Annotated in this window: 23 protein-coding genes; 2 read left to right on the top strand and 21 right to left on the bottom strand. The window is 47.6% G+C overall.

What is annotated here, in order from left to right; genetic code table 11:
* Positions 1 to 198: 198 nt before the first annotated feature.
* Entirely contained in the window at positions 199 to 1,200 is a 1,002-nt protein-coding gene (locus AAIH57_RS17115) for a Na/Pi cotransporter family protein (RefSeq protein WP_430022488.1), read from the top strand.
* Between the two features lie 52 nt (positions 1,201 to 1,252).
* On the opposite strand, the gene AAIH57_RS17110 is transcribed toward AAIH57_RS17115, so the two are convergent.
* The 18 genes from AAIH57_RS17110 to gpr all read right to left on the bottom strand — a co-directional run bounded on the left by AAIH57_RS17110 (position 1,253) and on the right by gpr (position 18,931).
* Positions 1,253 to 1,690, bottom strand: coding sequence for an NUDIX hydrolase (locus AAIH57_RS17110; protein WP_376768975.1), 438 nt, complete (start codon positions 1,688 to 1,690; stop codon positions 1,253 to 1,255).
* A gap of 107 nt (positions 1,691 to 1,797) precedes the next feature.
* Positions 1,798 to 3,144, bottom strand: coding sequence for a tRNA (N(6)-L-threonylcarbamoyladenosine(37)-C(2))-methylthiotransferase MtaB (mtaB, locus tag AAIH57_RS17105; protein ID WP_175397477.1), 1,347 nt, complete (start codon positions 3,142 to 3,144; stop codon positions 1,798 to 1,800).
* Between the two features lie 2 nt (positions 3,145 to 3,146).
* Entirely contained in the window at positions 3,147 to 3,911 is a 765-nt protein-coding gene (locus AAIH57_RS17100; protein ID WP_430022487.1) for an RsmE family RNA methyltransferase, read from the bottom strand.
* A 142-nt stretch (positions 3,912 to 4,053) separates the two neighbouring features.
* A complete protein-coding gene (locus tag AAIH57_RS17095) occupies positions 4,054 to 4,734 on the bottom strand; it encodes a site-2 protease family protein (protein ID WP_430022485.1) in 681 nt (226 codons plus the stop codon).
* A 3-nt stretch (positions 4,735 to 4,737) separates the two neighbouring features.
* Positions 4,738 to 5,703: a 50S ribosomal protein L11 methyltransferase gene (prmA, locus tag AAIH57_RS17090; protein ID WP_175397474.1), complete on the bottom strand. Its 966-nt coding sequence runs from the start codon at positions 5,701 to 5,703 to the stop codon at positions 4,738 to 4,740.
* 163 nt (positions 5,704 to 5,866) lie between these two features.
* Complete coding sequence (locus AAIH57_RS17085; protein WP_430022483.1) at positions 5,867 to 6,259, bottom strand: hypothetical protein; 393 nt, start codon at positions 6,257 to 6,259, stop codon at positions 5,867 to 5,869.
* The gene (locus AAIH57_RS17080) at positions 6,252 to 6,431 is read right to left on the bottom strand and encodes a YfhD family protein (protein ID WP_095289850.1); all 180 of its coding nucleotides are present in this window, start codon (positions 6,429 to 6,431) and stop codon (positions 6,252 to 6,254) included. Before AAIH57_RS17080 ends, AAIH57_RS17085 begins: the two co-directional genes overlap by 8 nt.
* 42 nt (positions 6,432 to 6,473) lie before the next feature.
* Positions 6,474 to 6,842 carry a hypothetical protein gene (locus tag AAIH57_RS17075; RefSeq protein ID WP_175397472.1) on the bottom strand — a complete coding sequence of 123 codons (369 nt, stop codon included), beginning with the start codon at positions 6,840 to 6,842 and terminating at the stop codon, positions 6,474 to 6,476.
* 244 nt (positions 6,843 to 7,086) lie between these two features.
* Entirely contained in the window at positions 7,087 to 8,208 is a 1,122-nt protein-coding gene (dnaJ, locus tag AAIH57_RS17070; protein WP_095359516.1) for a molecular chaperone DnaJ, read from the bottom strand.
* 129 nt (positions 8,209 to 8,337) lie between these two features.
* Positions 8,338 to 10,182: a molecular chaperone DnaK gene (gene dnaK, locus AAIH57_RS17065; RefSeq protein ID WP_175397471.1), complete on the bottom strand. Its 1,845-nt coding sequence runs from the start codon at positions 10,180 to 10,182 to the stop codon at positions 8,338 to 8,340.
* Positions 10,183 to 10,334: 152 nt separating this feature from the next.
* Complete coding sequence (gene grpE, locus AAIH57_RS17060; protein WP_175397470.1) at positions 10,335 to 10,913, bottom strand: nucleotide exchange factor GrpE; 579 nt, start codon at positions 10,911 to 10,913, stop codon at positions 10,335 to 10,337.
* A gap of 60 nt (positions 10,914 to 10,973) precedes the next feature.
* The gene (hrcA, locus tag AAIH57_RS17055) at positions 10,974 to 12,005 is read right to left on the bottom strand and encodes a heat-inducible transcriptional repressor HrcA (protein ID WP_175397469.1); all 1,032 of its coding nucleotides are present in this window, start codon (positions 12,003 to 12,005) and stop codon (positions 10,974 to 10,976) included.
* A gap of 250 nt (positions 12,006 to 12,255) precedes the next feature.
* Positions 12,256 to 12,726, bottom strand: coding sequence for an N-acetyltransferase (locus AAIH57_RS17050; protein ID WP_175397468.1), 471 nt, complete (start codon positions 12,724 to 12,726; stop codon positions 12,256 to 12,258).
* A 116-nt stretch (positions 12,727 to 12,842) separates the two neighbouring features.
* Positions 12,843 to 14,027 carry a radical SAM family heme chaperone HemW gene (hemW, locus tag AAIH57_RS17045; RefSeq protein WP_175397467.1) on the bottom strand — a complete coding sequence of 395 codons (1,185 nt, stop codon included), beginning with the start codon at positions 14,025 to 14,027 and terminating at the stop codon, positions 12,843 to 12,845.
* Between the two features lie 123 nt (positions 14,028 to 14,150).
* Complete coding sequence (lepA, locus tag AAIH57_RS17040; RefSeq protein WP_175397466.1) at positions 14,151 to 15,965, bottom strand: translation elongation factor 4; 1,815 nt, start codon at positions 15,963 to 15,965, stop codon at positions 14,151 to 14,153.
* A gap of 146 nt (positions 15,966 to 16,111) precedes the next feature.
* Positions 16,112 to 16,462: a hypothetical protein gene (locus tag AAIH57_RS17035; protein ID WP_430022480.1), complete on the bottom strand. Its 351-nt coding sequence runs from the start codon at positions 16,460 to 16,462 to the stop codon at positions 16,112 to 16,114.
* Between the two features lie 36 nt (positions 16,463 to 16,498).
* Positions 16,499 to 17,788, bottom strand: a complete 1,290-nt coding sequence (locus AAIH57_RS17030) for a stage II sporulation protein P (RefSeq protein ID WP_430022479.1) — start codon at positions 17,786 to 17,788, stop codon at positions 16,499 to 16,501.
* A 141-nt stretch (positions 17,789 to 17,929) separates the two neighbouring features.
* On the bottom strand, positions 17,930 to 18,931 hold the full coding sequence (gene gpr, locus AAIH57_RS17025) for a GPR endopeptidase (protein WP_175397463.1): 1,002 nt from the start codon (positions 18,929 to 18,931) through the stop codon (positions 17,930 to 17,932).
* 174 nt (positions 18,932 to 19,105) lie between these two features.
* On the opposite strand from gpr, the gene rpsT reads away from it, so the two are divergent.
* Positions 19,106 to 19,378, top strand: coding sequence for a 30S ribosomal protein S20 (gene rpsT, locus AAIH57_RS17020; RefSeq protein ID WP_024628504.1), 273 nt, complete (start codon positions 19,106 to 19,108; stop codon positions 19,376 to 19,378).
* Between the two features lie 175 nt (positions 19,379 to 19,553).
* Here the strand turns inward: rpsT and holA are convergent, their stop codons facing one another.
* From holA to AAIH57_RS17005, 3 genes are all read right to left on the bottom strand, one after another.
* Complete coding sequence (gene holA / locus AAIH57_RS17015; RefSeq protein ID WP_430022478.1) at positions 19,554 to 20,570, bottom strand: DNA polymerase III subunit delta; 1,017 nt, start codon at positions 20,568 to 20,570, stop codon at positions 19,554 to 19,556.
* A gap of 258 nt (positions 20,571 to 20,828) precedes the next feature.
* Positions 20,829 to 22,094: a zf-HC2 domain-containing protein gene (locus AAIH57_RS17010; protein ID WP_430022476.1), complete on the bottom strand. Its 1,266-nt coding sequence runs from the start codon at positions 22,092 to 22,094 to the stop codon at positions 20,829 to 20,831.
* Complete coding sequence (locus tag AAIH57_RS17005) at positions 22,091 to 22,639, bottom strand: RNA polymerase sigma factor (protein ID WP_095289827.1); 549 nt, start codon at positions 22,637 to 22,639, stop codon at positions 22,091 to 22,093. The genes AAIH57_RS17010 and AAIH57_RS17005 overlap by 4 nt, the downstream gene beginning before the upstream one ends.
* Positions 22,640 to 22,692 lie beyond the last annotated feature (53 nt).

Raw genomic sequence — 22,692 nt, 5'->3', positions numbered from 1 at the left:
TAAACGCGAACGCTTCGCTTCTTCAGATCCAATTCCGTCCCCTCCGCTCCGTTTGCACGAATCACCGTTTCTTTTGAATTGTGGAGTTGCGTTATAAATTCAAACATTGTCTCGTTCGTTTTCCTCCTGCTGTCATGGTTGTCCTCACTTACTCATAAGATGAGATAACGATAGGCACGGAAGGAAGGATGGAACAAGATGTTTAGAGATGTTGTGCTTCCGCTACTATATGGGCTGATCATTTTTTTTGGCGGAATGAAGCTAATGGAAACGGCCTTGCAGCGAATGGCTGGGCCGATGCTGGCCGAATGGCTTAATCGGGCTACCTCAGCTCCATGGAAAGGCATGGCTTTCAGCGCAGGGGCTACAGCGTTATTGCAGAGCAGTACCGCTGTTACGGTGCTCACCATCGGCCTCGCGAATGCAAGGTTAATTACCTATGGTCGAACTCTTGGCATTATCCTGGGTACAAACATTGGTACATGTCTGACAACCGAATTGGTTGGATTACAGATTGGACGTGCTTCCCTGCCTCTGCTTGTCATTTCCCTTACGGGATGGGCGATCTTTGTCGTTCTTGCTGAACGCAATCAGGCAGCTCCTGAACGCACGCGAATATCCCTGTTTAACATACAATGCAGCTTTCTTGCAGCTGCAGGATTCGCTCTGGTCATGACCGGAATTCAAGTCATGCAGTCCATCGCCGTTCCTCTGCGCAGTATGGGTGTATTTCAGTGGTTTCTGGATCGCTCGGCTGACAGCTTGTGGTGGGGGTTCCTGGCAGGCGCCTGCCTTACGGCACTCATCCATAGCAGTGCCGCTGTCATCAGCATGGCGATTACATTAGCAGCCACAGGTGTACTGCCTGTGGAGATCGGTATTGCCATTGTGATCGGGTCCAATGTCGGGACCTGTATCACCGCCGTAATTGCAGCCGCTGGCGGAGCATCCGCGGGCAAATTCGTCGCAGCCTCCCATGTTGTATTAAACATTGCGGGAGCCCTGCTATTTATGCCGCTGATCGGCCAACTGCATGCAGCTTCGGCTTGGCTGTCAGCGGACAACGGGGCACAGATTGCCCATGCCCAGACCCTTTTTAACATCATCAGTTCACTGATTGCCCTGCCGTTCTGCTATCTGCCAATCTGGCACAAAAAACCACCGGCCCACGCCCCATCAGCGAAGTCACCCGCAGCTTAATGCGCGGCTCCTTTAGTCTGAACAATACCAAGCTTCGCTGTATGGGAAAATACTATACGTTAATGCCCAGCTTGTTCAGTGCCACACGCAAGATGTTATCGTTGTTGTCGTAGCCGTTTTGCTGCTGTCTGGACCAGGCTTCTTGTGGTGTATACCAGTCGACTCCCTTGATCTCCTCAATCTGGGGCTGCAGGTCTCCGCTCTCTGCCTCAACGAGATAGTAGTGAACTTCCTTATCTACCGGACCGAACTCTACATGCTGATACGTATAAGCGATGATATCGACAGGCTCGACAATCCGGCCTACCATGCCTGTTTCCTCCAAAATTTCGCGTAATGCCGTTTGCTCAACCGTTTCTCCTGCTTCCATCTTGCCCTTGGCAAGTGTAGTTTTGCCATATCGATCAAGAATGAGCTGAATTTGAAGACCCCCGTCTTCACCAGTGCGATAAACAACTCCGCCAGCCGAAATTTCTTTTTTGTTCATGATGCTCTCCCCCGTTCACAGAAATGTCTTGCCTATAGTTGAAAAAGAAGGACTTCACTCCCTCGGGTACGCTCCCCAAGGAAATGAAATCCTTGCTTTTGACGCCTCGATTACATCGCTGCGGACTTCAAATTATCTTCCAACACACGAACCAGTGTGGCCTGGCTTTCATTTACACCAGCTTCAGTCAATTTGACGCGGCACACTTTGCCAATCATGTCCGTGGAGCCATCGAATACAAGCTGGATATAGTTATCGCTATAACCATGCAGTTTTCCGCTGCCTTCACGGCCTTTGGCTTCACCTTCCGGAATGACATCCAGCACCTGGCCTACAAATTTCTGTGCATATGCCAGCTGCATTTGCTCAGACAGGTCGATTAGCTCATGCACACGTGCATTCTTCACTTCTTCATCCACCTGGTCTTCCATCCGGGCTGCCGGCGTTCCTGTACGTTTGGAGTATGGGAACACGTGCATTTCCGAGAAACCAATTTTCTTCATCAATTCATATCCGTTACGGAACATTTCATCCGTCTCACCCGGGAACCCAACAATAACGTCTGTGGTAATCGCCACATCCGGCATTGCTTCACGAATCCGAAGCATTTTGTTGTAGAATTCTTCGGTTGTGTATTTGCGGCGCATGCGTTTCAATACAGTATCGTCACCTGCCTGCAACGGAATATGGAAGTGGCGTACAAGCTTGTCCGAACGTTTGATGACGTCCAACATACGATCATCAATCTGGCTCGCTTCAATGGAACTGATGCGGATTCGCTCCAGCCCTTCCACTTTATCCAGATCCCACAGCAGATCTGTCAGATCATAGTTCTCCATATCGTCACCATATCCACCCGTGTGAATGCCTGTCAGTACAATTTCCTTATATCCCGCGTTCACGAGTTGGTGAGCCTGTTGAACAATGCTGTTTGCTTCACGGCTGCGGGAGAGCCCACGGGACCATGGAATGATGCAGAACGTACAGAAGTTGTTACATCCGTCCTGAATTTTGAGGAAGGCACGCGTACGATCCGCAAAGTCCGGCACGTCCATTTCCTCAAACACCCGAGTCTTCATAATGTTTCGTACCGCATTTACCGGTTGGCGGGACTCCTGAATTTCCCGAACGTAAGGCAGAATTTTATCCCGGTCCTGAGTTCCGATGACGAGATCAACACCAGGAATGTCAAGAATCTCTGCAGGTGAAGTTTGGGCGTAACAGCCCGTTACAGCCACAATGGCATCCGGGTTGCGCCGAATGGCACGGCGGATAATTTGACGGCTCTTTTTGTCACCGGTATTCGTTACCGTACATGTGTTAATCAAATATACATCTGCTGTCTGTTCATCGAAGTCGACCTGATCGTATCCTTCATTTTTGAACAGCTGCCAGATGGCCTCTGTATCATAAAAGTTAACTTTGCAGCCCAAGGTGTAAAACGCCACGGATGGCATAATTACATTCCCCCCATTTCTCCGGATTCGTATAGAACACAAGTCAGCGCAGCCATCCCTGCGGTCTCGGCACGCAAAATGCGTTTGCCCAGCCCAACGGATACCGCGCCTGCCTGATCGGCTTCCAGCGTTTCCTTTTCGGTGAACCCGCCTTCAGGCCCGACCACAATCAACACGTCTGCAGCCGCACCAGGTGCCAGCTGTTCGACAAACGGCTTCAGTGCATCACGCAGCTGTTTGCCGTTCTCCTTTTCATAACAATAACATACCAAACTATAGCCACCAAAAGAAGACAGCAGCCCTTTCCAGGAAAGCGGCTGCTCGACGGATGGAATGCGATTCCGATGACTTTGTTCAGCGGCTTCCTTGGCAATTTTGCGCCACCGCTCCAACCGTTTGCCTTCTTTCTTGGCATCATATTGTACAATCGTACGTTCCGAGAGGAAGGGTACAAACGATACCGCTCCAATTTCGGTACATCTCTGAATGACCGTCTCCATCTTGTCGCCCTTTGGCAAACTCTGGGCCACCGTTACACGAATGCGAGCTTCATGGTCCATTTTCAGAGATTCCACGATATTTGCCGTTACCTGGCCAGCTTCGATACTCTCAATCTCCACCAGAGCCTCACGACTCTGTCCATCGCTGACAATCAGTTTATCTCCAGGCTTGCCACGCATCACTTTACTGATATGGCGCGCATCATCTCCCAGAATGACAACAGAATGCTCCGTAAGCTGTTCTGCAGATACAAAATAACGCTGCATGGGTCAATCCACCTATTCTTTCCTGTTATGACTGGCATTCACCCCGCCCATTGGCAGGCGTGAATCCAATCGCCACAGATGATCATACAACTTTTATGTCCTTCTGACCAGCATTTCAGTCCAAAATGTCTTGAATTCTCCCTTATGAAAACAGGCCCAAAATCAAATATGAGAAATCAACATACATGTTATAAGCCAACTGGTATAAAGGCTGAATCGTAACTCTTTGCAGAGGGGGAATGATCAGAATCAAGAGAAAGATAAAAATGGACCATTGCTCCACTCCTTGAAGCTTGCGACTAATCGATGGTGGTAATATGTCTTCAAGAATTCGATAACCGTCCAGAGGTGGCAGTGGAATCATATTAAACAAAAACAAGAAAAAGTTCGTCAGGTTGAACATAAAAAAGAAAGTCGAAATCGCTGTGAACAAGCGTTCATTCTCGATACCGCCCATTACGCCAGAACCAACCAGCGAAGCGTATATAATCGTTCCGACGACTGCAAGCAGCAAATTACTGAGCGGCCCAGCAAATGATACAATGACGCCCATTAATCTGGGTTTATCAAAGTTCGCTCGGTTTACCGGAACAGGACGCGCCCAACCGAACCCGGCAATGACAAGCAGCAGCACACCAAACAGGTCAAAGTGTACTACCGGGTTAAGGGTGACCCGACCCAGCAGCTTGGCGGTCGGATCCCCGAATTTATTGGCAAAGTACGCATGTGAGAACTCATGAACGGTAAAAGCAATCAGAATGGTCAGCAGGAAAAACGGGAGCTGATCAATGGGATAACGAAAGAGCGAATTCAGAAAGTCCATGCGTTACCTCTTTCTGGCAACATAAGCCAGCCAGTCTTCATCACGGTGAACCGCGCTAATTTCAAATCCGGACGCAACGAGTGCATCGTGCACGACCTGCTCTTTATTTTTCCAGATACCAGAAGCAATGTAGACACCGCCTGGTTCCAATGCATTGTATACATCATCAATAAAGAGCATAATAATCTCGGCCAAAATATTGGCTACAATGACTTTCACAGGCAGCTGAACGCCTAAAGCAGGATCCTGGTTTCCGAGAACTGATAGCAAATCACTCTCTTTCACCGTAATTTGTTGTTCCAACCCGTTCAGATGAACATTTTCCTTGGCACTCGATACCGCTACCGGATCAAGATCCAGCGCCAGTACATGTTTTGCCCCAAGCCGAATGGCGCCAATCGCCAGAATACCCGAACCAGTACCCACATCAATGACTTCCTCACCGCCCTGGATTACCGTTTCCAGTGTCCGCAGGCAAAGAGATGTTGTCGGATGTGTACCGGTACCAAAAGCCATACCCGGATCCAGTTCGATAATTTTTTCTTCCGGACTTTCCGGTGTGTAGTCTTCCCATGTCGGTTTGATCGTCAAACGATCGGAGACGCGAACCGGCTTGAAATACTGTTTCCAGGCATTTGCCCAATCATCCTCATCCACCGTACGAATCTCATATCGAATCTCTCCCGCATCAATATCAAATTCGGAAAGCTGCTCAATTCTCGGGTTAATCTCGCTTTTTAATGCTTCCATATCCGTACCTTCCGAGAAATAACCTTTAATGACGGCCAGACCTTCAGGAATGTCATTCAAAGGCAGTTCATACCACTGACCGTAAGACGTATCACGTTCTTTATTTAATGTACCGGACTCTTCGATCGAGACGCCTCCAGCACCTGCTTCATGTAAAAAATTCGAGATCATTTCCACAGCTTCTTCTGTGGTATGTATTGTTAGTTCATGCCATAACATACTTGATTTTTCCTCCTCATTTTTCAAACATCCCAATCATTGTACTACACAAGGGAGCAGGAGTACAAAACCGCGCCTGTGAATTCAAGCAAAAAAACAGGATACCCGCAGTTTAACTGCTTGGATATCCTGTCTGAATTGTGGCCAAAAGAGTTTTGATCATTCAGCAAAAGCGCCCGCCATTCTTTGTAATCATTTCAGCAGCCTGCGGAAGATAATCACTCGGCACAGAAACAGTGAGCAAAATCTCTTGTCGGGATGGACCTGAAGCGCGATCTTCCGAAATATCCATAACCTGGCCGTTAGATAACATCTCGGTCTCATCGCTAATAAGTGCAAGCACATTTAGTTCGCCGCTGAATCCCCCTGTCAAAGCAGTAGGGGCTTCATCCCTATCCCCCTCTGCTTCTGCATTTCTAGAAAGGGAATCATTGATAAGGCTCTCGATGCTCAACTGATTCGGATGCAGCAATGACAAAGCTCTTCGGGCAGATTCAGCTTCAGACCAGCTTGTGAAGACTGCCTCAATGGTTACAGCAGAGCGTTCTTCATTCATGAAGCTCCCGTCCCTGACGACGATCCGCTGCTTCGCTGCGACGCAAAGCCTCTACGTCATCATGATCCGCAACTTCAGCGCTGAATTCGACATCTTCGTTTTTGGCGGATTGCATCCGTTTCATCTTTTCCGTTTTCGTCAAAATCTTGCCTGGGCGTTCGTGCTCTGCCATCGTTAACTCCTCCTTCAAATTAAGTCGATCACTGTTTACCTGTTAGATCATTCCACCAGCTTGTTCAATAATGGATAACGCCCGGTGATGTACTGCTTCGTCCACAACGACGGTTAACAAAACATCCTTTCCGGTAGGACCTCCTTGTCCACCATCACTCATGCCACTCGCTGAGGGATCTGCTGCAGCCATAATTCCAGCCGTTGCATTCGTACCGAGCGCACCAGGCACCCACGATGAATAGCTGCCGGAAACCCCCGGTGTGTAAGAAGCCCCACTCGGACCTACACCCGCATAGCGGCTGAAACGATTAATGGACAAGTCTTCCACTCGCAAGGCTTCCAATTTTTTGGCTGCCCCTTCGGCCTGCTCCGGGCTGTTAAAATAGGCCAAAATATTTTTCTCGGTCATTAGGTTCACCTGCTTCCGAATATTGGCGCATACAGTTATGCATGATCATTCTCGCCCTGCTATCTTTCCGCAGTATTGCTCAGATTATGCAGAAATCTCCCACATAAAGTGCACATCCTTAGAAGCGGCTTACATGTTCTGTGGAAGGACAAGGTCGAACCCTATAGCCGCCTGTATATATGAAAAAAGGACACCACGCGGAAAAACCCGCTGTGGTGTCCTTTCAGATCCTATCATTTGATACTCAGTCTCCGCGGAAAGCCCGTTTCACCCGGTCGAAGAAGGATTGTTCATGTTCATGTGTTTGCTCCCCATCCAATGCAGCGATTTGACGGAGCAGATCTTTCTGCTCGTCATTCAGCTTGCTTGGTGTAACCACAACCACTTTCACATGTTGATCCCCTTGGCCCATACCGCGCAGGCGTGGAACCCCTTTGCCCTTAAGACGGAAATATGTTCCGGTTTGCGTACCGGCTGGTATTTTCAACTTCACCTTTTCAGTCAACGTTGGAATCTCAATCTCATCTCCCAATGCTGCCTGAGCAAATGTAAGTGGAATTTCGCAGTAGATATCATCGCCTTCACGCTCAAAGAAATCATGAGATTTCACACGAATGACGATATAAAGGTCTCCTGCTGGTCCACCTCGCAGACCACCTTCGCCTTCACCTGTCATTCGCAGTTGAGCACCATCGTCCACACCCGCTGGAATGCGAACATGGATTTTGCGCTGCTTGCGGACTTTACCGCTGCCGCTGCATGTTGTGCATTTTTCTTCAATGATTTGACCAGAACCATTACAGTTCGAACAAGCACGACGATTGACCATCCGGCCAAATGGTGTGTTTTGCACGACTTCCTGTTGACCGCTACCTTGGCAGACGGAACATGTTTTTGGCTTCGTACCCGGTTTGGCACCTGAACCATGACAGGTATCACAGCTTTCGGTACGCGGAATGGTAATGTCGGTTTCTTTGCCGAACACCGCTTCCTTGAACTCAATCGTCATGGTGTACTGCAGATCATTTCCCCGTTGCGGAGCATTTGGATCACGTCGTCCGCCGCCACCGCCAAAGAACATATCGAAGATGTCGCCAAATCCGCCGCCGCCGAAATCACCGCCACCGCCGAATCCACCCTGATTTGGATCGATATGACCATATTGATCATACTGAGCCCGCTTCTGGCTGTCGCTGACTACATCATAAGCTTCTTTTACTTCCTTAAACTTGGCTTCCGCGTCTGCTGCCTTGTTCACGTCAGGGTGATACTGACGGGCAAGCTTACGGTATGCCTTTTTGATTTCCTCGTCGCTTGCATTTTTGCCGACGCCGAGTACCTCATAATAATCACGTTTTTCAGCCACTCTTCCACCCCCATAACATTCACCTTATCGCACATCGTGACAAAAGGAAAGTCAAAGCACGGAAGACCCGGCTATGACTTTCCCCTCGATCCGAACGTCACCGATGATTAATCCACGAAAAACCGTGAATTAGTTTTGTTTTTTATCTTCATCCACGACTTCGTAATCAGCGTCTACGACGTTGTCACGTTTAGCGGAACCTTGTTGCTCTTCAGCACCTTGAGCTGCTTGTTCTTGTGCCTGTGCTTGCTCATACAGTTTAACGGACAATTGTTGAACAATCTCTGTCAGTTCTTCTGTAGCCGCTTTGATGTCTTCCAGGTTGTCGGAAGCCAGTACGCCTTGCAGTTTTTCTTTTGCAGCATTGGCTTTTTCCACTTCACCAGCATCTGCTTTTTCGCCAAGATCTTTGATCGTTTTGTCCACAGAGTAGATCAATTGATCTGCACTGTTTTTCGCTTCAACGAGCTCTTTGCGTTTTTTATCTTCTTCTGCGTGCAGCTCAGCATCTTTCATCATTTGCTCAACTTCAGCATCGCTCAGACCGCTGGAAGAAGTGATGGTGATTTTTTGCGTTTTGTTTGTACCTTTGTCTGTTGCCGATACGTTAACGATACCGTTCGCATCAATATCGAAGCTAACTTCGATTTGCGGAACACCACGTGGAGCCGGTGGAATATCTCCCAGCATGAAGCGTCCCAGCGTTTTGTTGCCAGCTGCCATTTCGCGTTCCCCTTGCAGAACATGGATCTCAACGCTTGGTTGATTGTCTGCGTATGTGGAGAATACTTGGGATTTGGAAGTAGGGATCGTTGTGTTGCGCTCGATCATTTTGGTGAATACGCCACCTGCAGTTTCAATACCGAGAGACAGTGGAGTTACGTCGAGCAATACAACGTCTTTCACGTCACCTGTCAGTACGCCCGCTTGTACAGCAGCACCCAACGCTACAACTTCATCTGGGTTAACGCCTTTGTGAGGCTCTTTACCTGTCAGTTTTTTGATTGCTTCCTGTACTGCAGGAATACGTGTGGAACCACCAACCAATACGATTTTGTCGATATCGTTAGCTGTCATCCCCGCATCGCTCAATGCACGGCGAGTTGGTTCAAGCGTACGCTCAACCAGACCTGCAGAGATTTCTTCGAATTTCGCGCGGCTCAGGTTCAACTCCAAATGCTGAGGAACGCCATCAGCCACGGTGATGAATGGCAGGGAAATCGTTGTAGTCAATACGCCGGAGAGTTCTTTTTTGGCTTTTTCTGCTGCATCTTTCAAACGTTGAACCGCTGCTTTATCTTTACTCAGGTCAATGCCTTGGTCTTTTTTGAATTCGCTCACGAGGTAATCAATGATGACTTGGTCGAAGTCATCGCCACCCAGTTGGTTGTCACCGCTGGTTGCTTTAACTTCGAAGAAGCCGTCACCCAGTTCAAGAATGGATACGTCAAAAGTACCGCCACCCAAGTCATAAACGAGAATCGTTTGGTCTTCGGATTTTTCCATACCGTATGCCAAAGCTGCTGCCGTTGGCTCATTGACGATACGCAGAACTTCCAAACCTGCGATTTTACCGGCATCTTTGGTTGCTTGACGCTGGCTGTCATTGAAGTAAGCTGGTACGGTGATAACCGCTTGAGTTACCGTTTGACCAAGGTAAGCTTCGGCATCGGATTTCAATTTTTGCAGGATGATCGCAGAGATCTCTTGTGGAGAGTAGTCTTTGCTGTCGATTGTTTCTTTGTGGGAAGTACCCATATGACGTTTGATCGAGATGATCGTACGATCCGGATTCGTGATCGCTTGGCGTTTCGCTGTTTCACCAACAACGCGCTCTCCATCTTTTTTGAAACCCACTACGGATGGGGTTGTACGTGCGCCTTCAGGGTTTGGAATAACGACAGCTTCGCCGCCTTCCATTACCGCTACGCAAGAGTTGGTTGTTCCTAAGTCAATACCGATTACTTTGCTCATCGGAAAATTTCCTCCCTCAACTATTTAAAATGGATCATGCTGATCCTTGTTTGCAATTGTTCCTTATCGTGCTCTATGTGTGTAAACCTTTATATTAAACTTCGTCACACCCAACAAACAATGGAGTCAAGCCCATTATTCTGTAACCAAAATTATGAGCTGACTTTAACCATAGCTGGACGAAGTACTTTATCCTTCAGCATATAGCCTTTTTGGACTTCCTCCACAACGGTACCTTCTTCATACTCGTCGCTCTCCACTTGCATAATTGCTTGGTGGAATTCAGGATTAAACGGCTGTCCAACCGTATCCATTGCAGTCAGACCTTCATTGTTCAGCACGGTTTCCAGCTGGCGGAAGATCATTTGGATGCCTTTGGAGAAGGATTCAGATTCCGTACCTTCCGGTACAGTAGCCATGGCACGTTCGAAGTTGTCAATAACCGGTACCAGTTCGGTGACCAGCTTCATTGAAGCATACTTCGCCAGCTCCTCTTTTTCCTTTTGTGTACGGCGACGGAAGTTGTCAAAATCAGCTTGAGCACGGACAAAGCGCTGTTGATGTTCCTCAACCTCTGTCTTCAAACGTGCGAGCTCATCTTGGCCCTGATCTGCCATCTCCTCAGCCTGTGCTTCTGCAGCTCCTGCTTCGTTAACAGGTTCCTGACTCTCGGCCGCTGTTGTGTCCTGCTGTTCCTGTTCTTCTGCTGCGAATGATTGCTCCTCTTTCAAGATGTTCACCTCCTTATAATAATGAAGTCGTTCACACCCGTATCTTTATCAGCATGCAACTTATTTGAAGCGATGCGTTAGCATAGCCGTTAAATCACGAGATAATGTATTTAAAATATGAATGACACGTGCATAATCCATCCGTGTGGGTCCCAGTATACCTATGGATCCCAAAGCTTCTCCATCCAATGAATAGGACGCTGTAATTAAACTGCAGTTGGCGAAAGCTTCATGATCATTCTCGGTGCCGATCCGCACCTGAATACCTGATCCACCCGGCACGGGCATCATTAATTTCATGAGTGTTGGTGTCTCATCCAGCAGGTCAAGGATATCTTTTACCTTTTCGACATCTTTGAATTCCGGTTGAGTTAACATATTGGTTGCACCACTAAGGAAAAGACGATTGTCATGTTCGTTGTCAAAGGCACTGTTCAGCACCTGCATAACTTCCTCATAGCGTGAAATATGCCGTTCCATCTCTTGCCCCAGTTCGGTGTACAGACGGGACTTTAATTTGTAGATAGGCACACCGACCAATTTGGCGTTAAGCAAATTTACCACGTTCTCCATATCGGCTACCGAAATCTCCGGTGGAATTTGAACCGTCTTGTTCTCCACCTGACCTGTGTTGGTCACAATAATGGCCACGGCCGTATTTTCATTCAGCGGAAGCAGTTGAAAATGGCGCAGTGACGTGTGAAACACTTCCGGTCCGAGCAGGATTGAAGTATAATTCGTCATGTGTGACAAAATGACGGACGCATGCTGAATCACTTGTTCCATGACGTTCAGTTTTTCGGCAAAGAAAGATTTCAGATCATCCAGTTCTTGTGGCTCCACCTGATTCCAAGGGACCAAGTGATCGACATAATATCGATAGCCTTTATGCGAAGGAATACGGCCTGCCGAGGTATGAGGCTGTTCCAGAAAGCCCATATCTTCGAGATCCGCCATTTCATTACGGATCGTAGCCGGACTGTATCCAACATCTCCCCTTTTGGAAATGCTCCGGGACCCTACGGGCTCAGCTGAACGGATATAGTCATCCACTATAGCGTTCAGAATCATGCGTTGACGCTCTGTTAACATGGTGAGTATTCCCTCCTTCTGACTGTACTGTCCCATGTCGTTAGCACTCCGGTTAGATGAGTGCTAAGCGGTAATACAAAAATACCAAACTGACGTGAAGATTGTCAAGTCAGTTTGATGAGTACACTCATCTATTTATAGTATAGACCAATCTTAGAAGGTCATAACAGCTCCAGTCGCCAATTACAACAAAGAAAAGGACCCATGCTCAGACGAATGTTATTCTTCTGGAGCATGTGGTCCTTGATTATTATGCGGATACGTTCAATTCCTTCAGTACCGCAATCTCATCGCAGCAATCCTGCTTGCTGCAATGGACACAGTCTGTCCAAACCTTTTCCGGGAAGATCTCCTTGTTTACAACGGCAAACCCATTTTTAAGGAAAAAGGAGACCTCGTATGTCAGCGCCATGACCTTTGGAATTTGCAGCTTCTCCGCTTCTTCTACCAGTCGGTCCAGCAGCAAGGAACCAATACCCATCCCTTTGTGGCCTTCGGAGATGCCGAGCGACCTGACTTCCACCAGATCATTCCCCAGACGGCACAGTGAGCCGCAGCCCACCACTTCACCGTTCACCTCGGCTACAACAAAGTGTTCCAGCTGGCGATGCAGTACTTCCCTTGAGCGCGGAAGCATAATCCCACGTTCAGCGTATCCCTTAATCATTTCAAACAATGGCTCAACATCTTCCGGCACGGCTTTTCTGCAAATCGCCGACATCCCGCTCTCCCCCTATACAAGCTTTCCAGAGGAAAGCTGACTTCGTAGTTGTTAACCAGACACGCTCTGTAAAATCAATATGAATAAATATACAACAGAGTGTATGGAATTTCAAGCTACGAATTCAGCGATATGGAGCCGATAAATTCGGCAAAAACGTCATTCCCGAACAGGATCCCCTGTTCACTAAGCCGGAAGCCGTCTGACGTCCGTTCAAGCAATCCTGCATTCAGCATTTTGCCGAGCGGCTTAGCAAACACGTCTTCGATGGATTCTCCAAACTGCTCACTAAACCGCGAAGCGGATGCTCCCTCCAGCATTCTCAGTCCAACCATCAAATAATCTTCCATGGCTTCCGCACGGCTGATCTCAAAATGATCCAGACGAGGCAGTCCGGCACGAGAAGCTTCGACATACGGATTTATGCCTTTAATATTCATATGACGTTCACGCCCAACATATCCATGCGCACCGGCTCCAAGGCCATAATAGTCCTCATTGCGCCAATACGTAATATTGTGACGACTTTCGAACCCCGGTTTGGCAAAGTTACTGATCTCGTACTGCCCGTATCCTGCTTCTTTCATTCGCTTCATTAATAGAAGATACATTTGCAGCTCATCATCTTCATGAGGAAGCGGCAGTTGATTCTTTTGATATAGCGTATGGAAAAGCGTATTTTCCTCAACCTTCAGGCTGTATATGGAGTAGTGGGGCAGATCAAGCTCAAGTGCCTTATCAATACTCTCGTTCAGCATCTCCACTGTCTGATTTGGTAAACCAAACATCAGGTCGATGGACAGGTTATTTAACCCTGCCTTACGGGCATTCTCCAGACTGCGATATACATCGTCCGTGTTATGAATCCGGCCAATGCCGGTCAACAGGTCATTTTGAAAAGCCTGGACGCCAAAGCTGACGCGGTTCACGCCGCCTTCTTTCATTACAGCGAGCTTCTCGGCATCCGTCGTTCCCGGGTTCGCTTCCATCGAAAATTCAATATCGTCCGCCCAATTCGGGAAATACGTTTTGACAGACCGCAAGAACACGGCCATCTCATCCGGCTTCAAAGCGGTTGGTGTACCCCCGCCAACAAAAATGGTTTTGATCTCTCCCGGCGGATTCGCTTTAACCGTATGTTCCATTTCCCGCTCCAATGCCTCAAGATACTGCATTACAGGCTGGTCCTTCAGTACATAGGAGTTGAAATCACAATAGAAACATTTATTTGTGCAAAAGGGAATGTGAAGGTACACCGCTTGGGGTGCACCTGTTTTCCGGCTGTGTGCTGCCAATGTCATGGCAAGTCCCCCTCTATTTGAAAAAAGGAAAGCCATCCGGCTTCCCTTTCAGCTTGGTTTATTTAATATTCTGTAATTTAATTTGAATACACACGTTTTGTGGCGTACCTCAAATTAAATTGGTTAGTCATCAATTTTCAGCACCGCCATAAACGCCTCTTGCGGCACCTCAACGTTACCCACCTGTTTCATCCGCTTCTTACCTTCCTTCTGCTTCTCGAGCAGTTTCCGTTTCCGCGAGATGTCACCACCATAACATTTGGCAAGTACGTTTTTACGCATGGCTTTTACCGTTTCACGAGCGACGACCTTCGTACCTACGGATGCCTGGATCGGCACCTCGAACATTTGCCGTGGAATCAGCTCGCGCAGCTTCTCACAGATAATGCGGCCGCGGTTATACGCCCGATCACGGTGAACGATGAAGGACAGCGCATCGACCTGTTCACTATTAAGCAGGATGTCCATTTTCACCAGATTGGACTGACGGTACCCGGACAGTTCGTAGTCGAAAGATGCATATCCTTTTGTACTTGATTTCAATTGGTCGAAGAAATCATACACAATTTCGGACAACGGGATTTCATACGTAAGGGTTACCCGAGTTGTATCGAGATATTCCATATTTACATATTCGCCGCGTTTATTTTGACAAAGCTCCATAATGGTACCTACATAATCATTCGGTACGATAATTGAGGCTTTGACATATGGTTCCTCTACATAATCGATTCTTCCCACCTCAGGATAGTTGGATGGGTTATCAATCTGCATGACTTCACCATTCGTTAAAGTCACATGATAGATTACGCTTGGTGCCGTTGTGATCAGTGGTATGTTGAACTCGCGTTCAATCCGTTCCTGAATAACGTCCATATGAAGCAGTCCCAGGAATCCACAGCGGAATCCAAAGCCGAGTGCACTCGATGTCTCCGGTTCGAAGCTGAGGGATGCATCGTTCAGCTGCAATTTCTCCAAGGCTTCACGCAGATCCACATAATCAGATGTCTCAATCGGGTAGAGACCACAGTAAACCATCGGATTGATTTTACGGTAACCTGGTAAAGGTTCCGGTGTTGGATTTTTGGCATCTGTTACTGTATCCCCGACTTGAGTATCACCGACATGCCGGATACCTGCAACAACAAAACCAACATCACCAACGTTCAACTCGTCCACAATGGTCATGCGCGGTTTGAATGCACCCACTTCGATTACATCAAATGATTTACCTGTTGCCATCATTTTGATTTTGGAACCTGACTTGATTTTGCCGTCAATGACACGGATATATACAATTACACCTTTGTACGGGTCATAGTGAGAGTCAAAAATCAGCGCTTTCAAAGGCTGGTCAGGATCGCCCTGTGGTGCAGGTACACTCTGTACGACTTGCTCCAGAATCTCTTTGATCCCGATGCCTGCTTTGGCCGAAGCCAGTACCGCGTTGCTCGTGTCCAAACCGATGACATCTTCCACTTCCTGCTTCACCCGATCCGGATCGGCACTTGGAAGGTCGATTTTGTTGATGACCGGTAAGATTTCCAGATCATTGTCCAATGCCAAATATACGTTTGCCAGCGTCTGGGCTTCGATTCCCTGAGCCGCATCCACTACAAGCAGAGCACCTTCGCATGCAGCAAGACTGCGTGATACTTCATATGTGAAGTCTACGTGTCCCGGCGTATCAATCAGATTGAGTAAATATTCTTCACCGTCATCGGCTTTGTAATTCAGGGCAACAGCTTGCAGCTTGATTGTAATTCCACGTTCGCGTTCAAGCTCCATCTGGTCCAGAACCTGCTCCTGCATTTCCCGAGTGGTGAGCGCACCTGTGTACTCCAAGATCCGGTCCGCAAGTGTTGATTTGCCGTGATCTATATGTGCAATAATTGAAAAGTTACGAATTTTACGTTGTCTTGCCCGAATGTCAGTCATTCCTTACCCCCAGAAACAGCCTAGTGTCAATCACTTCATTATAACAGTTGATGCAGGGTGCATCAATCCCGCGTTGCCTCAACTTTATAATAATCGTCCCGAATACGAATCTCCAGGGGTTTATTTTACCTACATTGAGCAGCTTTTTATTCAGCGACCCCGCTAAACAGCGAAACCACCCACTTAATTCCGTTGTGAGACAGATTTTGAAGAAGCCCCGCTGTTTTGTCTGCAAGCACATCCACCGGAGCTTTGTCCTGTTCCGCCCCAAGCACCTGACTTGGAGTTTGTACGGGAACAATGGGCGTTTCCTTTTCATCTTGTTGTACGGAAACAGCAGGCTCAGATTCGGCGGCGGGTTCTGTTTTAACAACGGCTGGGCTTACCTCAGGAACATCATCTATTTGAAAGCTGCCTCCTGCCAGCTGCATTCCTAGCAGAACTCCTAATAACATAAATACAATAACGGTTACCATTCTTTTGCCGAATCTGGACACATTGTTCGCCTCCTGTCAGGTTATATCCTAGAATAATCAACTGCCTTGTGACGTAGTACCTGTGCTGGCTTTATCCACGTTCTGATCTTCCCAATATACCTCGGCAATCATGTCTGCAAGCACTTTTGAAGTCCGCTTGAGCTCAGCCCCCGTATTGTCTATTCCCCCGATTTCTATCAAAATGCTGTTGGGTGAAAGGGTCTGATTGTATTCACCATTATTTGCTCCGCCGCCATCCTTGCCCCAAACCCCTCTCGAGACGCCGGGGTATTTTGCTTCGAGCTTTTTGTGGATTTTCGCAGCAAATGCTTCATTTTCTTGCCAGTTCGGATTCTCATGTCCAATGATGAAATACACTTTGGCGTATCCAAGACCATCAATGGTCGTGGTTGTTTTATTGTGACGTTGGGAATCCCGATGAATATCAATAAGGTAGGTAAGATCATCATTTTGAGCGAGAGCAGCCTTCACTGTTTGACGTGAATATTTATAAGAGTAGTTCCAGTTATAATCCTTCACTTTGGTCGGGTAATCATCTTTGGCATGTTCCACCCCAACGCCGAGCTTCTCCAAGCTATCGGACAGATAAGATCCAACTTGAAAAACATTGCCGGTTGATTTCCCTGAGGAAGGGTTGTCACTCTTGGTGCCAAGCAATGGATTGTATCCTTCGCGCGGGTGGGAATGATAGATGAGCACGCTTTTCTTGCCGGCTGTGGCTGTACCTTCCTGACCACCGTTCTTTGGCGGCGGATTTTCCGTTACTTCTCCATCCCCGGGCTCGTCCGTTTCGGGAGGATCCGTGTTATCCTGACCCGGTGGAACGTGCAGGTCACCATCTGACTTGCCCCCGCCAGCAGAAGCGGTATCGGTCAGTCCTGGACCTGGTTGATAATCTTCAGGCGCTTCGGCCTTTTCATTCCCTGAGCCGGGCCTAAGCAAAACCGGTTGATTGGAGCCCATGCCAGGCATTTCTCTTGCGATCAGGCTTTTGGGGTCCTGCGGATTCACATTGGTAAGAAGTTGGAATACAAAAGTAGTCAAATTTTCGCCGGAGAACGCAGAAGTCTGCTCCTTCTGGGTCAAGTGGGGCATCTCCATGCCGAGCATATCCACAAAAAAGCGGCTGGAGACGCTACTAGCGAATCCTTTCATGGAAGATACCGGAGAATTGTTCAACCGTTTTTCTGCCATTCCTCCAAGGCCGAGTACTACAAAAAACAAAGCAGATATAATCATAAGCAGCAGCAACGTACGGCCCATGGCCAGCACATGCAGACATCTTTTTTTCCACTTCCCGATATTCCAGGCCAATATTTTGTTCATTCATCTGTCTCCTTCCTGCTGGACAACTCTTATACTTCAACTCTATGAGCCTGCCAGATTTGATAGAACAGGAATTAGAAGAAAGACAACAAAAAAAGAAAGTCCGATAGATTCGGACTTCCTGGCCGGGATTTTTTACAGTTAGTGAGTGTAAGCTGCAACGTTATCCGGATTCACCGCATCATGCAGTGCGGCATTCAGACCGCTAGCAATCACGTTGGCGATTCCCTCGATGAATTCATCAATTTCCTTTGGCGTAACAATCAAGTCATGACCAAGTGGCTCCAGAACCTCTTTCACCAGACTTAATCGATCTTGCTCACCGATATCGTCCAGCATGCCCATAATTTGTTTGGTCTGGTCTGTCTCTTGACGGAAGTGTGCACTCATCATTTCAATAACATTATTTACTATGGTGGAGGCGTAACATACGGTCGGTACACCGATGGCGATACATGGAACTCCCAAAATTTCTTTGGTAAGACCACGCCGCTTGTTACCAATGCCTGAACCAGGATGTATGCCAATGTCCGCAACCTGAATCGTTGTGTTGACACGTTCGAGAGAGCGGGAAGCCAGCGCATCAATGGCAATGATCGCATCCGGTTTGGTACGGTCTACTATCCCTTGGACGATGTCGCTGGACTCAATGCCTGTAGTACCAAGCACACCAGGGGCAATTGCACTAACTTCCCGGTAACCTGGAGCTACCTGATCCGGTACCAATTCAAAGTACTGACGGGTTACCATCAAGTTTTCCACCACAAGCGGGCCAAGTGAGTCAGGCGTTACATGCAAATTGCCGAGGCCGACAATCAGCACTTTAGATGTCTTGTTAACACCCGCTTTGGTCAAGAAATCCTCCATTTCCCTCGTGAATTCTGCGGCCACACGTTCCTGAAGGTCAGTATCACCGTTACGAAGTGACGGGACTTCCAACGTAACGTAGTGTCCCTTGACGCGTCCGATTGTTTTTGCGGCAGCATCGTTCAGCACATCAATCCGAGTAATGGTAATGCCATCTTTCTCTTCCACATCTTCCCGCAGCCCGGGAATCGTCTGTTTCTGCGAGCCTTGAGCCATTTCTTTCGAATCAATCGCCAAGTCGGTCCGAACTGTATAGTTCTGTAAATCAAGTGTCATCTGTCCCTGCCTCCTTTACCGCATTTGAGCATATTGTGTGGGGAAAAGCAGTTCTTTATGCAATAGCAAGAACACTATAGGAATATTTGTTGCAATTTGCATGCTAGCGTGCTAGAATATTTTAAGTTGTGAAACGTTTGTATTCATGCGAATGCCTTACAGGAGGTGAATGTAATGCCAAACATCAAATCCGCTGTTAAACGCGTAAAAACGAGCGACAAGCGCCGCGCACTCAACGCTTCCCAGAAATCCGCACTCCGTACAGCTGTTAAAGCTGCTGATGCTGCTCTGGTAAGCAACGAAGTTGATACTGCTAAAGCTGCGATTCAAGCTGCTTCCAAAAAGCTGGACAAGGCTGTAACTAAAGGTCTGGTTCATAAAAATGCTGCAGCCCGCAAAAAGTCTCGCTTGGCGAAAAAACTGAACGCTCTTTCCGCACAAGCGTAAGAAGCGTTACTTATACGATCCAATGGAAAAATCCTGAACAGCACCGAGCTTTCAGGATTTTTTAGTATCTGATCTGATAAGTACCAAACAAAGAGCCCTTATCTCAATTGATCTTTTGTCGATCGAAATAAGGGCTCTTTTGTTATCCATTTTTTTTGGACTTACTATGTGTCGTTTATGCTCCAAGCCTGAGCAGAAACAACTCCAAACCAAGCACTTTATCAACAGCACCTGTTTTCATTTGGTAATCCAGTTCACTAAGATGACTCAGAATGTTTCTCAGCCGTTCTGGCTGGAATTTGCGTGCCTGTTCTCCGGCAATTTTAACCGCGTACGGATGCAAACCAAGCTGGCTGGCAATTTGCTGCTGTGAGTAGCTTTGCTGGCCAAGCTCTTTTACCTGAATCATAATCCTGAACTGTCGAGCAATCAATGCTGCAATTTTAATAGGCTCCTCGCGCTGTTTCAGTAGTTCATAAAATAGCCCCAGCGCTTTCTCCAAACGTAAATTGGCTAATTCCTCCACCAAAGCAAATACATTCTGCTCTGTGCTGCGCGCCACCAATGCTTCTATATCAGCACGATGGATCGTACCGCCATTACCAGCGAATAGACACAGCTTGTCTACTTCAGCAGATAGTGTTTGCAATCCTGTTCCTGCATAGCTCACGAGTGTATCTGCCGCCCCAGCTTCAAAAGTTACATCACGCTGCTTCGCAAGCTTTACGATCCAATTCAGCAGTTCTTCCCCGCTCAGTGGAGCAAAGGCAAGAACGACCGCCTGTTTCTTGACCGCTTTCACCAGCTTTTTACGCTCATCCAGCTTATCGCCTTGCGCGAGGAAAACGATCGTACTGTAATCTGCCGGATTATCCATATAAGTAAGCAGCCGATCCACCTGGTGTTCGATCTTGGAATCCTTACCTGCAGTAAAGAGATTCGCATCCCTTACAATAATCAATTTTCGCGGGACCAAAAAGGGAACCGTTTCCGCTTCCTCAATCACCACTTCAACAGGTGTTTCAGTCAGATCGTACGGAATAATGGCGAAATCCCGATGCTCTTCCTCGATAACCTGTTCTTTTAACATCTCCGTAAATTGCTGTATCTGGTATTTCTCCGTTCCGTACAGCACGTATATCGGAGCCGTCTCCCCATTGCGAATTGCCTTTGTTGCACTTTTTACATCCATCACGGTGCCCCCTATCCCTACTATCCTACCAGAAAACACGACAGACAACAAAGGGGCCCTGCATCCGTTAAACGAATGAAGGCCCCCTGGTCCTACATCTATATAAACGAGAACACCAGCGATTCTAGAAAAGGCTGGGTCCCGGTCATACGACGTCAGTTGTTTTAACTGAGATAGGACGTTATTGATACATTTAGTATATTCTTGCCACCCTTGAAGTGTTCTGCTGATTCGAAAAAGCAGGCTCGCATTTCAGGATTATTTCGTGGTAGTTTCACCTGTTCCTGAAGGTACAGTAAATGAATTTTTTACCGTGGTGCCGTCCTTGTCTGTCTCATAGTTAAACAAGGTGCTGTCGCTGGACCAGCCGGCAGTCTTTAAGGTTCCTTCCAAGTTACGCTGTTCCACTAGATTAAGAACGTCTGGATCGGATGCCGATTTCGAATAAACACTTAGTTGATTGTCAATCAGCATCACTACATAAGTTCCGTCCGGTGACTTCCATTCCTTCGAGGTCATGGTAGACGCTATACCTTGATCCGGTGCGGCAAACCCTTTGTTGCCATTTGATTCGATTCCTGTCTCGGAATCAGGTGAAGTCGTACCCTCAATAGGATCTTCGGAATTGACATCAGGTGTTGCAGCCTGAGAGTTAAATGATTCAGCCTCCCTGTTGTCCGATTCGCTTCCTTCTTTTTCATCCGCAACTGCAGGAGGTACAGCACCTGTAGCCGAATCCTGAGTTTTTGGCTGCACATCCTGGCCTTGATCCTGGCTCTTCTGACTATCGGGAGCTTTCGGGCTGGAAGGGCTATTTTGTGCTTCCGTACTGTTGTCCGACTCAGACCCTGGAGCTGGCTGTTTTGGCGTTTGGTTGTCCGTTACCTCAGGCTCCTGTACCTGGTCCGACCCATTTTCTTCAGGTACTGTCTCTGGATCCGTTCCTTCTGTCATGGACGTCTCCGAGTCATCTAACAATGGATTGCTTTTATTCTCAGGATTTGAAGCTTCGTCATTCTCAATTCCCCGACTTAACGAATTCGGATCGGCAGCATCCGTCTCTTGGGCGCTGCCCGAACTCATCATCACGGACTCGGCATTTTCAAGTTTCTCCGGTTCATAACCCCAGATTGCAAACCCTAGCACCACGGCTGCTGCCGCAGCACCCATGGACATCCGGCCCACCATGGAATTAAGCCATCTTTGCTTCGGTTTTCGTTCACTTGACCGTTGTAAATTCTCGAATGCAGCAGGGACAGGACTCATTTCCTGTATTGTACTGCTTTGTTCCCTCCGTGCTTCATCAATCGCATCCAATTGAGGCATAATGGCATCAACCAAACTGAACTTCGGGGTCACCTGCGGCAAATCTTCCAACTCTCTGGAAAGAGCCCTAAGCAAACTAAAATTCTCGGCGCACTCCGGGCATTGGGCCACATGCTGTAGCATCTGCGCAGTTTCCGCGTCGCCCAGATCATGATCCAGATACCGGTGCATCCATTCCACCACCTCTTCGCATTTCATCCTGTCACACCACCTTTCTGATATTCCTGTAGTAGATTTTGCAATTGCTGTCTGGCTCTGAATAGATAAGATTTGACTGTATTCAGCGGAAGATCAAGACAATCCGCAATTTCGTTATACGATAAATCCTGCAAATACCTTAGTACAATAACGGTTCGATGATGCTCTGGAAGTTTGTTGATCGCATCTTGAATGTCCTTTGCAACATACGTGGACATCACTTCAAATTCCACATCCTGATTATCCTGAAAAACCATTTCGTGTTCGTCAATGGAGACCGAGGGCTTGGTTCTTCTGAATTTATCGATACAGATATTGGTTACGATACGCTGTACCCATGTTTTAAATTGGGCCTTTTCCTCATAGGAATTAATTTTGGTATAGATTCGGATTAAAGCTTCCTGAGCAGCATCCAAAGCATCTTGTTCATTATTTAAAATGTAATATGCGGTTCGATATACATGCTGTTCTATGTCCCGCAATAGGGTAATTAGAGCGTCGCGATCGCCCGATTGAGCGGCTCTGATGAGTTCCGGCTCTACCACAAAGGATCCCCCTCTCCCTGCAACCTTACAGACGTGTTCATCAATAAAATTGT

It is taken from the genome of Paenibacillus sp. MABNR03 (assembly GCF_050455445.1).
Taxonomy (GTDB): domain Bacteria; phylum Bacillota; class Bacilli; order Paenibacillales; family Paenibacillaceae; genus Paenibacillus; species Paenibacillus xylanilyticus.
Note: the sequence above shows the minus strand (reverse complement) of the source record. Positions and strands in the feature narration are given on the sequence as shown.

Coding starts and splice junctions, on each gene's coding strand:
- AAIH57_RS17115 (WP_430022488.1), top strand. CDS start 199: ATGTTTAGAGATGTTGTGCTTCCGCTACTATATGGGCTGATCATTTTT.
- mtaB (WP_175397477.1), bottom strand. CDS start 3,144: ATGCCATCCGTGGCGTTTTACACCTTGGGCTGCAAAGTTAACTTTTAT.
- AAIH57_RS17100 (WP_430022487.1), bottom strand. CDS start 3,911: ATGCAGCGTTATTTTGTATCTGCAGAACAGCTTACGGAGCATTCTGTT.
- AAIH57_RS17095 (WP_430022485.1), bottom strand. CDS start 4,734: ATGGACTTTCTGAATTCGCTCTTTCGTTATCCCATTGATCAGCTCCCG.
- prmA (WP_175397474.1), bottom strand. CDS start 5,703: ATGTTATGGCATGAACTAACAATACATACCACAGAAGAAGCTGTGGAA.
- AAIH57_RS17085 (WP_430022483.1), bottom strand. CDS start 6,259: ATGAATGAAGAACGCTCTGCTGTAACCATTGAGGCAGTCTTCACAAGC.
- AAIH57_RS17080 (WP_095289850.1), bottom strand. CDS start 6,431: ATGGCAGAGCACGAACGCCCAGGCAAGATTTTGACGAAAACGGAAAAG.
- AAIH57_RS17075 (WP_175397472.1), bottom strand. CDS start 6,842: ATGACCGAGAAAAATATTTTGGCCTATTTTAACAGCCCGGAGCAGGCC.
- dnaK (WP_175397471.1), bottom strand. CDS start 10,182: ATGAGCAAAGTAATCGGTATTGACTTAGGAACAACCAACTCTTGCGTA.
- hrcA (WP_175397469.1), bottom strand. CDS start 12,005: ATGTTAACAGAGCGTCAACGCATGATTCTGAACGCTATAGTGGATGAC.
- AAIH57_RS17050 (WP_175397468.1), bottom strand. CDS start 12,726: ATGTCGGCGATTTGCAGAAAAGCCGTGCCGGAAGATGTTGAGCCATTG.
- hemW (WP_175397467.1), bottom strand. CDS start 14,027: ATGACATTGGCAGCACACAGCCGGAAAACAGGTGCACCCCAAGCGGTG.
- lepA (WP_175397466.1), bottom strand. CDS start 15,965: ATGACTGACATTCGGGCAAGACAACGTAAAATTCGTAACTTTTCAATT.
- AAIH57_RS17030 (WP_430022479.1), bottom strand. CDS start 17,788: ATGAACAAAATATTGGCCTGGAATATCGGGAAGTGGAAAAAAAGATGT.
- gpr (WP_175397463.1), bottom strand. CDS start 18,931: ATGACACTTGATTTACAGAACTATACAGTTCGGACCGACTTGGCGATT.
- rpsT (WP_024628504.1), top strand. CDS start 19,106: ATGCCAAACATCAAATCCGCTGTTAAACGCGTAAAAACGAGCGACAAG.
- holA (WP_430022478.1), bottom strand. CDS start 20,570: ATGGATGTAAAAAGTGCAACAAAGGCAATTCGCAATGGGGAGACGGCT.
- AAIH57_RS17010 (WP_430022476.1), bottom strand. CDS start 22,094: ATGAAATGCGAAGAGGTGGTGGAATGGATGCACCGGTATCTGGATCAT.